At 66.8% G+C, this 12,760-nt stretch carries 12 protein-coding genes; 4 read left to right on the top strand and 8 right to left on the bottom strand.

Annotation, left to right across the window (positions count from 1 at the left end; all coding sequences use genetic code 11):
* Together CA982_RS24055 and CA982_RS24050 are read left to right on the top strand one after the other, a co-directional pair.
* Positions 1 to 292, top strand: a 292-nt coding sequence (locus tag CA982_RS24055) for an IS30 family transposase (protein WP_144066094.1), incomplete at its 5' end; no start/stop codon positions are given.
* 203 nt (positions 293 to 495) lie between these two features.
* The gene (locus CA982_RS24050; RefSeq protein WP_086537645.1) at positions 496 to 1,293 is read left to right on the top strand and encodes an SDR family oxidoreductase; all 798 of its coding nucleotides are present in this window, start codon (positions 496 to 498) and stop codon (positions 1,291 to 1,293) included.
* Between the two features lie 21 nt (positions 1,294 to 1,314).
* Here CA982_RS24050 and CA982_RS24045 read toward each other — a convergent pair whose 3' ends face one another.
* The 5 genes from CA982_RS24045 to CA982_RS24025 all read right to left on the bottom strand — a co-directional run bounded on the left by CA982_RS24045 (position 1,315) and on the right by CA982_RS24025 (position 6,235).
* Positions 1,315 to 2,274: a phosphotriesterase family protein gene (locus tag CA982_RS24045; protein WP_086537644.1), complete on the bottom strand. Its 960-nt coding sequence runs from the start codon at positions 2,272 to 2,274 to the stop codon at positions 1,315 to 1,317.
* A 120-nt stretch (positions 2,275 to 2,394) separates the two neighbouring features.
* On the bottom strand, positions 2,395 to 3,834 hold the full coding sequence (locus CA982_RS24040; protein ID WP_086537652.1) for a cytosine permease: 1,440 nt from the start codon (positions 3,832 to 3,834) through the stop codon (positions 2,395 to 2,397).
* 190 nt (positions 3,835 to 4,024) lie between these two features.
* Positions 4,025 to 4,474 (bottom strand): Imm63 family immunity protein, encoded by a 450-nt coding sequence (locus CA982_RS24035; RefSeq protein WP_086537643.1) that lies wholly within the window; start codon positions 4,472 to 4,474, stop codon positions 4,025 to 4,027.
* Entirely contained in the window at positions 4,471 to 5,184 is a 714-nt protein-coding gene (locus CA982_RS24030; protein ID WP_086537642.1) for a TNT domain-containing protein, read from the bottom strand. The genes CA982_RS24035 and CA982_RS24030 overlap by 4 nt, the downstream gene beginning before the upstream one ends.
* A gap of 118 nt (positions 5,185 to 5,302) precedes the next feature.
* Positions 5,303 to 6,235, bottom strand: a complete 933-nt coding sequence (locus tag CA982_RS24025; RefSeq protein ID WP_086537641.1) for an AraC family transcriptional regulator — start codon at positions 6,233 to 6,235, stop codon at positions 5,303 to 5,305.
* 238 nt (positions 6,236 to 6,473) lie between these two features.
* Between CA982_RS24025 and CA982_RS24020 the strand changes: the two genes are divergently transcribed.
* Together CA982_RS24020 and CA982_RS24015 are read left to right on the top strand one after the other, a co-directional pair.
* Positions 6,474 to 7,685: a cytochrome P450 gene (locus CA982_RS24020; protein ID WP_086537651.1), complete on the top strand. Its 1,212-nt coding sequence runs from the start codon at positions 6,474 to 6,476 to the stop codon at positions 7,683 to 7,685.
* A 2-nt stretch (positions 7,686 to 7,687) separates the two neighbouring features.
* The gene (locus CA982_RS24015; protein WP_086537640.1) at positions 7,688 to 8,731 is read left to right on the top strand and encodes a 2Fe-2S iron-sulfur cluster-binding protein; all 1,044 of its coding nucleotides are present in this window, start codon (positions 7,688 to 7,690) and stop codon (positions 8,729 to 8,731) included.
* Between the two features lie 42 nt (positions 8,732 to 8,773).
* Here CA982_RS24015 and CA982_RS24010 read toward each other — a convergent pair whose 3' ends face one another.
* The 3 genes from CA982_RS24010 to CA982_RS24000 all read right to left on the bottom strand — a co-directional run bounded on the left by CA982_RS24010 (position 8,774) and on the right by CA982_RS24000 (position 12,720).
* The gene (locus CA982_RS24010; protein WP_086537650.1) at positions 8,774 to 9,676 is read right to left on the bottom strand and encodes an alpha/beta hydrolase family protein; all 903 of its coding nucleotides are present in this window, start codon (positions 9,674 to 9,676) and stop codon (positions 8,774 to 8,776) included.
* 50 nt (positions 9,677 to 9,726) lie between these two features.
* Positions 9,727 to 11,298: a hypothetical protein gene (locus CA982_RS24005; RefSeq protein ID WP_086537639.1), complete on the bottom strand. Its 1,572-nt coding sequence runs from the start codon at positions 11,296 to 11,298 to the stop codon at positions 9,727 to 9,729.
* Positions 11,299 to 11,847: 549 nt separating this feature from the next.
* Positions 11,848 to 12,720 (bottom strand): polysaccharide deacetylase family protein, encoded by an 873-nt coding sequence (locus CA982_RS24000; RefSeq protein WP_208618085.1) that lies wholly within the window; start codon positions 12,718 to 12,720, stop codon positions 11,848 to 11,850.
* Positions 12,721 to 12,760: the final 40 nt, after the last annotated feature.

The raw sequence follows: 12,760 nt of genomic DNA, 5'->3' as shown, positions 1-12,760 counted from the left end.
GGAGATGGCGTTGCACACCGCGATCACCGAGGCGACCGGGCTGCCGATCTACTTTGCCGACCCGCACAGCCCCTGGCAGCGAGGCAGCAACGAGAACACCAACGGCCTGCTGCGCCAGTACTTCCCCAAGGGAACCGACCTGTCGTTTCACGGGCCGGGGATCCTGGCCAACGTGGCCGCCGAACTCAATGGCCGGCCCCGCAAACGACACGGTTGGCGCAGCCCCGCCTACAAACTCGACGAACTACTACGATCAGGACCAACCGATCCCGCTGTTGCAGCGACCGGTTGAATCCGCCGTGGGTCGCCTGCGCACCGGGCGCTCCTCAGGGAGCAGTGGGTGGTCGCTTGCGCTCCTCGCACCTCAGGGAGCGGGGGTGGGTGGTTCACTCGGGTCAGGAGCAGCCGCCTGAGCCCCATTCCCGCCGGGTGGGCCTGTCGAAGCCCCGCCGTCTGGTAACTCTGGACCCACACATCGGCGATCGAAGGAGATCCATGGACGTCGCGGGCAAGGTGGCCATCGTCACGGGTGGCGGTGCGGGTATCGGTGCGGCGATCGCGCATGCGCTGGTCGATGCGGGCGCGAAGGTCGTCGTCACCGATCTCGACGAATCCGGCGCACAGGCCGTCGCCGGGTCGCTGGGGGATTCGGCGACCGCGATCGGGGGCGATGCCTCCTCCGATGAGCACATCGATGCCGCGGTTCGGCTGGCGGAGAGCACTTTCGGTCCCGTCGACCTCTACTTCGCCAACGCCGGCGTCGGCCTGGGTGGCGGTGTCGACACCGACGAGGCGGTGTGGGATCTCGCGTTCGACGTCAACCTCCGCGCTCACATCCGGGGAGCTCGGCGCCTCGTCCCGGACTGGGTGGAACGAGGGACCGGCTACTTCGTCAGCACGGCGTCGGCAGCAGGTCTGCTCACGCAGATCGGCAACGCCCCGTATTCGGTCACCAAACATGCCGCGGTCGGTTTCGCGGAGTGGCTCAACATCACCCATGGCGACGACGGGGTTCGGGTCAGCTGCCTGTGTCCGATGGGTGTCGACACCAAACTGCTTCGGCCGGACACTGATTCCGCCACCGATGAGCAACGCCTGATGCAGCGCGCCGTGGAGAGCGCGGGCACGGTGCTGACGCCCGGGGCGGTGGCCGCGATCGTGCTGGAAGCGGTCGCCGACGAACGCTTCCTCATCCTTCCCCACCCCGAGGTCCTCGAGATGTACCGCCAGAAAGGCGCCGACTACGACCGGTGGCTGCGCGGGATGCGCCGGTACCAGACCAGCCTGCGCTGACCCCGAGCCGATGTCGCGGCGCTACTCGAAGTAGCGCCGCGGCACGTCGACGAGCATCGTCGTGATGTCGGCCTCGCTCACACCGCGTTCCCGCAGCGCAGGCAACACCTCTTCACTGATGTGCCGATAGTTCCACTTCGGGAGTGCCTGCTTCTTCGCCTCGTGGTCGAACCAGTCGATGAAGCAGGCGGCGTCGTGCGCAAGGGCCATGCGGTCGGCATAGCCGCGCTTGCACAGTTCGGCGACCGTGTTCACGCGCTCGTCGAAGGGCAGGAGGAGGTCGAGCCCGAAACGATCCATGCCGAGGATGGAACCGGCGTCGGCCAGCTTCATCAGGTAGTCGAGGTCGACGCTGTCACCGGAGTGGCCGATGACCACCTTCGTCAGGTCGGCCCCTTCCTCGGCGAAGATCTTCTGGGCGACCAATCCCGACTGACTGTGCGGATCGGTGTGCACGGTGATGGGCGCCCCGGTCTGGGCGCTGGTCTGTCCCACCGCGCGCATCACGCGCTCGACGCCCGGTGTCAGTCCCTGGGATTCGATGGCGCACTTCAGAAACGCCGCTCGCACACCGGTGTCCGCGATGCCCTCGGTGAGGTCCTTCGTGAACAGGGTGACCAGCGGCTCCGGGACGTCGAACAGCAGTCCCGGCCCCGCATAGTGGAACTGGAACGGGATGTCGTTGTAGGTGTAGAGGCCGGTCGCCACGACGATGTTGAGGTCGATCTGTTCGGCGATCCGTTGGATCCGTGGGATGTACCGGCCGAGACCGAGAACCGTCGGGTCGAGGATCGTGTCGATCCCGAGCTCCTTGAGTTCGGTCAGGTCGCGGACCGCTTCGGCGACCTTGTCGTCCTCGTCCCAGTCATCCTGGTAGTTCTGCCGGAACTCCTCGCCGACGATGAACACATGCTCGTGCACCAACACGTTTCCGAGGTCTGCGGAATCGATCGGGCCGGTCGCGGTGTGGACGGTGGCCATGGAACCTCCTCACCAGGAGGCCGCGTTGCCTCCACTGCGCCGAACCCTAGTCGACGCCCCGAGGCGACAGGCGGCTTTCGCAGGTCGTTCTCATCGACGCCGTGGGTCGTCCGTCGAGAGTCACGCAGCGCGTGGAGCGGTGAGCTTCTCCATGGTCCAGTAGGAGGTGCCGGCGACCACGGCCCCGGCCAGCCAGGACAGGTCGATCCCGCCCAGTGCGACCGCAATCGGCCCCTGCAGTGCCGGCAGCATCCCGTACATGAACATCCAGGTCGCGGTGACGCCGAGAGCGAGCGCGACGAGGGCGGTCGGCCGGACCATCGGCAGGACGCTGTCCGCCGGGGTGGCGAACAGACTCTCGGCGTCGATCTGTTGCCGAGCGATCAGGAACCAGTGCACGAGAACGACGCTCCCCCAGGGGCTCAACCAACCGACGATCGACACCAGCCAGAAGTCGATCGTGGTCGCGAAGTCGCTGTTGAGCACGAAGTAGACGACGATCGCCATGGCCACGACGCCGATGATGATGTTCAGCAGGCGCCGGTCGACGCGGATGTCGAGCGCCTGCGTCGACACCGTGCACGTGTAAATGTTGAGGATGTTGGTCGCGAGTGGTCCGTGGATCACCAGCAACAGAACCGGCAGTGCGAGTACGCCATAGGCGTCGACGATGATCTCGCCCGGATCGGCGGAGTCGCTCAATGTCGCCAGGGACGCGCCCAGCACACCGAGCCAGACGACCGGGATGAACTGTCCGAGTGCGCTCGCGAGAAACAGCTTGCGCGACGGGACGTCCCGGGACACGAAGCGCGAGTAGTCGCCGGCGTAACCGATCCACGTCAGGCCCCAGCCGATGCCGATCGCGGTCATCACCGCGGTGATCGCACCGATGTGGGCCGATCCCGTGAGCTCCGGAGCGGTCGTCTGTCCCCAATCGACGTCGAGGCCCACCCACGCGACGACGGTCATGACGAGCAGGATCGCGACCGTCGGCGGCACCGTCCACCGCTCGAAGGCGGAGATCACCCGGTACCCGAACCAGGCGATCGTCACCTGCATCCCCATGATGATCGCGGCGACGACGATCCGCGCGGCGTTGTTGTCGAGGTCTGGGTCGACGAGTCCCATCTCGCCGAGCAGCGCCATCACCAGGTCGAGAACGATCCAGGTGTTGACCGCGCACCAGCCCATGCAGACCAGGGCCTGGACGGCGGCGGGAACATAGGCACCGCGGCGTCCGAAGACGGCTCGCGACAGCACCATTCCGGTGACACCGGTGCGCTGACCGATGACGACGAACACGCCGAAGATCGTCATGCCGATGGCGTTGCCGACGACGAAGACCGCCACCGTCTCCCACAGCCCGAGTCCCATCGTGACGCCGAGTGCGCCCAGCACCCAGTTGATCGGCGCGATGTTCGCACCGGCCCAGATCCAGAACTGTCCGCGCACGTCGTGGGTCTTCGCGGTGTCGGGAATCAGTTCGAGTTCGGCCTCGGCCTGCGGGCCCGAATGGCCCGGTCCGGGTGCCGGCGGGGTCGCGGCGTCGAGTGCGGTCATTGAGTCCGTCCAAAAGAGATCGGCCCGACGGGTCGGGTGCGGTCGGGCATGGCGCGCGACGATGCGCAGTGCATCCATCGTGGTCCGGCCGTCGACTCGACGACACCTACAGAACGCCCGCTTTCTGCCCTCCCTATGCGGACAGTCCGTCGGCCGTCGCTCGACAGCAGCCCACGCGCCCTCGCGCGATTCAGGCCTCGGGGTCGTCCGGGAGTTGCGCGAGTTCACCGTCGGTGGTGCCCTCGTCGATCAGCCGTGTCCGCGTGCGCTGCAGCCACGCGCGGGCCCACTCCGGGTTCGCCACGGCCAGCATCCGATACTGCTCCGCCCAGATCCTGCGCAGATAGTCCGGCGCGCCGGGTGTGTGCAGCCGATACGACGCCGCTTCGGCGATCGCCACCGCAACCCAGCTCAGGAACTCCTCCGGATCGCTGGACTGCCGGTCGAACATCACCGAGCCGCGCTCTCGGATGATCAGATGCCACACACCATCCGGATCGCGCACGCACGATGGCGTGGCGTCGTCGCGGATGCGTCCCAGCAGGGGCACGTCGGCCGGCTCCGCCGACATCCTGGCCGCGAGATCAATTATCCGGCTGCGCATCTCGGGGTCGAGCTGGTCGTCGGCCCCTGACGTCATCGGGGGAAGACGCTCTCGAGCACACCCGAACACAGCAACCACTGGGTGTTGACGAAACCGCCGGTCTCGTTGAAGCATCCTCGATGTTGCTCGATGAACACGGGATCGACGAGTTGCTGGTCGATCTGGTACTGGATTCCACCGCCCGGTTGGCCGAACCCCTCGGCGATGCGTCCGGTCCACACCTTGACCGGGCGCTTGACCACGTACACGTGGTAGTTGCAGAACTGGGGGTTGTCTTTGTCGACGAGGTTCTCCGGCGGAAGCGCCCGCTTCTTGTAAGGCGTACCGGCGGGAGCCAAGAACCTGCCTCGCGGACTGCCATAGCGATCGATCCGCTTGTTCGGGCCGAGGGTTGTCACCGACTTCTTCGGGGAACCATCGGGGTTCAGCGTGTATCCGTCCTTCTCTGGATAGTTCCACTTGTCCCCTGTCCGATACTTGGCGAGAAAATCGCTCGGACTCTCGCCCGCAAGTCGGTCGTAGCCCCTCAACTGCGGACCCACCGGGGGACTCGTCGCCAGGATTTTCGGCCCGAACAGTTCGTTGTTGTACAGCAGTTGTTCCGAACACCCGCCGCCCACAGGTGCGCCGAGGGAACCGAAATCCACTGAGCCCAGAGGATTCGGCGCGGCGGCCGCCACCCCTGCCCCGGAGAGTGCCAGCGTGACACTGATGAGCGTGGCGAGCAGAGCATGGCGACGTTTCATGGCCGCGCCTTTCGATGGTCCGTCGGAATCGCGCAGTGCGGAAACTAACCGATCGGCGTCGCCACGTGGTCTGAACTGTGAAGTTCCGGCACAGATTCGAGCGGTACCCCCGGAAGGCCTACCGCCGACGGTGTTCCGACGGCGGGATGCCGTAGCGCTTCTTGTACGCGGCAGCCAACCGACTCGGGCTCGAAAAGCCCCATCGCGCAGCTACTTCGGCCACCGTGTCGGTGTTGTCCGGTTCGCTGAGGTCGTGGTGTGCCCGGTCGAGTCGGATGTCCCGCAGCGTCTGGGTCGGACTCACACCGACGTGTTCGGCGAAGCCTTCCTGCAGTCGTCGGAGGCTCGAGCCGCCCAGCTCGGCCATGTCCGCCAGACGCCAGTCTCGTCCCGGATCGTCGTGCAACGCGTCGAGCACACGCTTGACCATCCGCGGGCGCAGACCGGTACCCGACTCTTCCGGAGACACCGCGAGGAGGAACGCGCTGCTGATCGCGCTCGCCAGCTGCGGTCCGACCAGTGGGTTCGACAGGAGGTCGGCGGGTTCGCGCACCTGGGCCGACAATGCGCGCACGAGCCCGAACCACGCCTGCTGGTCGGGTCCGGCGAGATCCAGCTGATCGGGCAGCCGCAACTGTGAACGCAGCGCCGACGCCCGGACCCGGTCGGCCTCGCGTTCGAGGTACTCGGCGTCGAACTTCACCCCGACCACGACACAGTCCGCGGACCACCGGGTGATCGTCGACGGGCGGTCCGCGGTGAAGACCGTGGCCTTGCCCTCCTCGGACGTCGTCTGCACCGACCCGGCGCGCGAGTCCAGGACGCCGCGCATCGGGATGTTGATCTCGTAGGCACCTGGGTAGTCGCAGGAGATGGAGACGTCGGTCCCCCAGTTGAGCTTGCCGATCGTGACCGGTCCCAGCTCGACGGTCTGCAGGTTCAGGTTCAGCTGATCCGGGGACGACAGCGCGGTCAGCTCATGCGGGAAGTACACCTCTTCGACGGCGCGATGCGCCGTCTCCCAGTCACTGGTGGATGTGGTGCTCCGCATGGATGTCTTCCTCGTACTCCGGTCGCGCAGGGTCCCGCGTCTCCGATTCAACCCGGTGACGCATGGCACTCGCCACCCGGTGGGGAGACTGCGATCACATCGTCGCGCGATCGGTGCCGCCGCCGCGCGAACCGTATCGACCGCCGGTCCGGCGGTCCCTAGTGTCACCTCGCACCGGATCGCCGACAACCTGCGGCGCAGACCCCCGGCTCTCGAGACGAACACAGCGGAGGAACCCATGACCAGCACCATGTCGTGGATCGACGACATCACGATGACCGAGCTCGAACGCAACCCCTACCCCGTCTACGAGCGTCTCCGCGTCGAGGCACCGCTCGCGTACATCCCGATCCTCGGCTCCTATGTCGCCACGACCGCGGACATCTGCCGGACGATTGCCACCAGCCCCGACTTCGAGGCGGTCATCACCAAAGCGGGCGGGCGGACCTTCGGACACCCGGCGGTGATCGGGGTCAACGGGGCGATCCATGAGGATCTGCGGTCGATGGTCGACCCGGCCCTGCAGCCCCAGGAGGTCGACCGGTGGATCGACGACCTCGTCCGGCCCATCGCCCGCCGGTACCTGAGCGACTTCGAGGATGTGGGGCGCGCCGAGCTCGTCGCCCAGTACTGCGAACCCGTCAGCGTCCGCGCGCTCGGCGACCTGCTCGGCCTGCAGTCGGTCAGCTCGGACAAGTTGCGCGAGTGGTTCCACAAACTGTCGGTGTCGTTCACCAATGCGGGAGTCGACGAGAACGGCGAGTTCACCAACCCGGACGGCTTCGCCGAGGCCGACGCCGCGAAGCTGGAAATCCAGTCGATCGTCAATCCGCTGATCGACAACTGGATCGAGAATCCCGACGACAGCGCGATCTCGCACTGGCTGCACGACGGGATGCCCGACGGGCAGACCCGCGACCGCGACTACATCTATCCGACGCTGTACGTCTACCTCCTCGGAGCGATGCAGGAGCCGGGTCACGCCATGGCGTCGACACTCGTCGGCCTGTTCAGTCGCCCGGATCAGTTCGAGCAAGTCGTCGACGAGCCGGGTCTCATCCCGCGCGCGATCTCGGAGGGCATGCGGTGGACGTCGCCGATCTGGTCGGCGACCGCCCGGATCAGCACGAAGGACACCGAGGTCGCCGGCGTCGACCTGCCGGCGGGCTCGGTGGTCCTGATGTCGTACGGATCGGCCAACCACGACCACTCGGTCTACGAGGCGCCGTCGGAGTACGACATCACGCGACCGCCGTTGCCGCATTTGGCATTCGGCGCCGGTAATCACGCTTGTGCCGGCATCTACTTCGCCAACCACGTGTGCCGGATCGGACTCGAGGAGCTGTTCGAGTCCATCCCGAACCTCGAGCGCGACGACAGCAGCGACGTCGAGTTCTGGGGTTGGGGTTTCCGTGGCCCGACGTCGTTGCACACGGTCTGGGAGGTGTGACGATGTCCGACCCGACGACCCGGTCCGACCCGACGACCTTCCGCATCGACACCGGTACGACCTCGGTGACCTGCGGGTCCGGGCAGCGGGTTCTCGATGCCCTGCTACGTCAGGGTGTGTGGATTCCCAACTCCTGCAACCAGGGAACCTGCGGTACCTGCAAGGTACGCGTCACCGGCGGGATGGTGGACGCGCCGCCGGCCCCCGACACCGTGCTGTCCGACAGCGAGCGGGACCAGGGATACGTGCTGTCGTGTCAGTCGACGCCCACCACCGACATCGTCGTCGAACCGCCCGCCGACGAGTCCGGCGCGCACCACCACGCGTTGCGCGATCTCGCCGGAACCGTCAGCTCCCTCACCACGGTCGCCGACGACACGGTCTCCGTGACGGTGTCGCTCGACGACCCGTTCGAGTTCACCGCGGGCCAGTACGTCGAGTTGTCGATCCCGGGCACGGACCAGACACGTCCGTACTCGATGGCCAACCCGCCCAGCGAATCCGGCACCCTCGAGTTCCACATCCGCCGGCAACCCGACGGTCTGGCCACCGACGGGTGGATCTTCGATTCGCTGACCGTCGGATCGTCGGTGTCGATGACGGGACCCTGGGGTGACTTCTGTCATCGAGAGGACGAGCCGGGAGTCGGACTCATCCTGCTCGCCGGGGGCACGGGTCTCGCCCCGCTGAAGTCGATCGCGAGAGCCGCCCTGGAAGCCGACCCCGAACGTGAGATCCACGTCTACCACGGCGTCCGCACCGAGACCGAGCTGTACGACGTCGACTTCTGGCGCGCACTCGCGACCGAGCACCCGAACGTCCGGTACACGCCCTGCCTCAGTCGCCAACAGTGGTGTGGCCGCGCCGGTTACGTCGGTGATGCGATGATGGCGGACTTCGGCTCCTGCCGCAATCACGCGGCATATCTCTGCGGGCCGCCCGCGATGGTCGAGGCGGGGGTCCGGGCCCTCAAGCGGCGACGGATGCCCCCGCGCCGGATCAGGCGGGAGAAGTACACGCCGGCAACGAGTCTCCTGACACTCTGAACCGGCCCGCGGTCGCGTCGGTCACGGTGGCCGAGGACCCGCTCAGGCCACGTCCTCCACGTCGGCAGCCGACGCGCCGGAGATGATGTCGAGGACCCGCGGATACTCGGGCGCGGTCGAGGTGACCACCGAACCGTGGTTGCCGCCGCGGATGAGAACGGCCGCGGCATCACCGCCTTCGCGCACGACAGCATCGACGTAGCGTTGCGAATTCGTCGGCGACACCATGCGATCAGCGGTTCCGTGCACGGCGACCACAGGTGTGTCGGGATCGATGTTCTGGATGGGATCGACCATCGTGTACCGCTGCGGAACCTGCGTCGGGGTGCCGCCCAGCGCGGTCACGATGCGGTCGTCGCCGTGCGTGGCGGCATAGGTCATGTCGAGCGGACCGGCGAGCGAGACGACGCGCGTCGGACGGAACAGCGGCCGCGCACCCACCTCGTCGTCCTCGAGCTTGTGCCTGGTACCGCCCCATACCGCGAGCTGGGCGCCCGCGCTGTGCCCGACGATCAGTTCGTCGTCGGTGTCGATCTGGGGGAACTGCCGGTCCACGACGACGACGTGGTCCAGTGCGCTCGCGACGTCGCGGAACGTCGTCGGCCACCCACCGCCCGACCCGACGCGACGGTATTCGATGTTGTAGACGGCCATGCCCCGGCCGGCAAGGTCCCGGGCCAGCGGCTCGAAGATGTCGGCGCCGAGCGCACTTTGCCATGCGCCGCCGTGGATGAGAACCACGAGCGGGATCGAATCGACCCGCTGCTCGCCCGCGGGAAGGTACAGCTCGGCCCAGTTCTGCTCTGAATCGCCGTCATCCGGAGTCGGGTAATCGAATCGGTGAACCGTCACCTCGTCGAAGTACTCGGCCGGGGCCGCGGTGGCACTGCTGGTCGTCGTCGGGGTCGTCGTCGATCCGCTGGAACACGCGGGCAGACCCAGCACGCTCGCGACGAGGACGGCCAGTGCGATGCGGCGGCTGACGGACGGAGCCCTCACCGCGGGCTCAGGGGCACGGGTGTGATCGAGGGGCCGCTGCGAACGGTCGCCGGGAGGGGGCCGAAGCCCGGCCACAGGTTCACCGGCACCGTGATCGTCGCACCGGCGGGCAGCGAGATCGATCCGGGGCTGACCGCGATGCGGTCGGTGAAGGTGTCGCTGCGTTCGACCTCCAGCCGCAGCCGCTGTGCGCGCCCCTCGGAACGGACGGTCACGCCCGTCGGAGAGGTGGCCCCCACCGAGACCGCCGAACCCGGCCCGATCGCCAGCTGCGTGGTCCCGGTCGAGAGCGATCGCAGCGAATTCTCGGTGGCGACCTGGAACTCCGCGGTCGACGGCGCCGACGAGGTCACCCGCATCCCATGCCGAACCGGGTCGGCGTCGATGGCTGCGACCGCGCCCGCGGGCACTTCGAGATCACCCATCGCCACCACGCCGCCGGCGCTGAGCACTGTGGCGTCGATGTCCGCGGTACGACCGGCCTCCACCCCGTCCACGATGATCCGGAACATGCGGTTCGCGGGGACCGTGAAGGTGGCGGTGTTGTCGTTGTTGAACAGGATCTTCTTGTCCACGCCCGGGATCGCGCGACCCGCCGGGTCCGTGACCCGCACGTCCCAGTCGACGTCGCCGGCACCGCGAGCTCCGCCGTTGTTGTCCGACACCATGACCACGGTCTCGTCGGTACGCAGCTCGGGATCCTGATGGCGCGCCAGGATCGGCGCCAACGGCACGAGCATCATCTTGTTGACCGGCGACCCCTGGAACAGCAGTGTCGGTTCGGACGGATTGGTCGCCGTCGAGTAGTACCAGCTGTTGGCTGCGGGATCGGCGACGATCATCTTCTCGACGCCGGGAAAGTTGTTGTCGTAGACGACGATGCCGCGCCTGCCCTGGCCCAGGTCGCGAATGGCGATCGGGTTGATCGCGTGTCCGGCGCTCTGCTCTTCGTCGGTGTAGATGGCCAGGACGTAATTATCTTTGCGGGCCCACGCCGACCGCAGGCGGGACAGCGCCTGGGTGACCGTGACCTGCGACTGGACGAGATCGGTGGGCGGGAAACCCTGGGTGATGAACATCCGTGCGATGAGCTCGTCGAGCGGCGCCGACGGGCCGATGCTGTAGACCGGCTGCCATGGCAGCGCCAGCGGGAACGGGTTCAGACGTTTGGTGGCATACAGTCCGGCGAGAGCGGCCATCCCGAAGCAGTGCCCGCCCGCCATCGACTCGTTGAATTCCTGCTGCAGCAGTTCGGCGACGGTGGTCGGCGAACACACGCCGAACACGATGCGTGCGCAGACCTCGTCGCCGAAGACCGCCCGCATGCCCTCGACGCTCAGGCCACGGGCGTGCAGGGCGTCGTTCGGACCCCAGTTCTCGAAGGAGAAGCCGTCCCGCTTGACCTGGAAGTCAGCCTGCGCGACGAGCTTTCCGGCGTTGGGGTTCACCACGGGCGCCGCCTGGGACGGGCCGGAGGCAACGACCGACAGCCCTGCGGCCACCGCCAGCACGAGTGCTGCCACCGAGAGACGCATCAGCCATCGAGTACCGCGGGTGCCTGTGAGCATCGCTAAACACTAGCGGACAATTCAGACACCACCACCGGACCGAGTGAATCGACCATATCCATTTCGTGAAATGGTCTCGAAATCGTCGCTCACCGTTGTCGGAATGTCCGACACACCCCACCTTACCGCGGGCTCACTCCGTCTGATGACGTGTGCGCGCCGGTCGCATACCGGGACTCGACAATGAGCAAAGTCGATACCCGGCAACCCGTGAGAGTGCCTTGCGCGACCTCGACATACCGAATGGACCTACTCTTCACTCACAGCACTCATCTCGATTCAACGTTCAGGCATGACTACGAAGTCCACCGAAAGGCTGCGTGTGCCATGCGGACTTCGGAGTTCTACCGACTCGCTCGCTGCGGCGCGGGATCGCGCGCAAGGGTGCGGCGAATCGTCGGGGCGAGGAGAGCGAGCCGGTGGTGGCCGAGGTGCAAGATCCGACGACTCAGCGCTCCGCCGTCCGTGAACAGGATCTCGACTGAGAGGGTCCCGCAACAGGGGAACCGGCATTCACCCCCGACACATCGCTACGCGCTCGACATCGCGTCAGCGCTCGATCTGTGCGCGGTACGCATCGACTATCTCGTCGGTCGTGGTCAGCCATGCGTCTGGTTGCGCGGCCAGATAGGCGAGCGCGTCATCGAGATACCTGAGTCGGAACGGTTGGCCGATCACGAACGGGTGCAGGGCGATCGGCAACACCCGACCACTCGTCGCGGAATCCGCGCAGAGCTGTTCGTAACTGTCGATGACCATCTGCAGGAAGTCCGGACCGGTCAGGCCCTTGCCGAAGAGCAGGAGATCGTTCAGTTCGACCGAGTACGGGACGCTGAACATTCCGGGGATCGTCAACGGGAACGGCTGGTCATCGTGGGTCCAGTCCAGTACGTAGGAGTAACCGAGCTCGGCGAGCAACTCCGGGGTTCGGTGGGTTTCGGTCAGGCCGGGCCCCATCCAACCCCGCGGGGAGCGGCCGGTCGCGGAGAATATGGTGTCGGTGATCTCGGCGAGTACCCGACGCTCCTCGTCGATGCTGAGGTCGGTGTGGAGTTCAGAGTTGGTGCGCCCGTGCGCGAGCCACGTCCAATCGCGTTCGATACCGGCCGCGACGATCTGTGGGTGGGCCTCCACGACCGACGAGTTGAGCAGGACGCTCGGACGGACACCGTGCCGGTCGAGGCTCTCGATGACGCGCCAGATCCCCACCCGCGAGCCGTAGTCGCGCCACCCGTGGTTCAACGCATCAGGAGTCAATTCCGCGGTGCCGGGCCAGATGCTCGTCGACGGTCGGCCGAAACGGAAGTGTTCGACGTTCAGTCCGAGGTGAACGGCGACCTTCCTGCCGCCCGGCCACGTGATCGGATCGCGGTCGACGATGGGGCTGTACTCGTAGGGCGGTGCGGGAACCGGGTTCGTCACGGCGCCGACCGTAAGACCTGACACCGGTGTCAGGGTCAAG

This window comes from Gordonia lacunae (assembly GCF_002149015.1).
Lineage (GTDB): Bacteria > Actinomycetota > Actinomycetes > Mycobacteriales > Mycobacteriaceae > Gordonia > Gordonia lacunae.
Note: the sequence above shows the minus strand (reverse complement) of the source record. Positions and strands in the feature narration are given on the sequence as shown.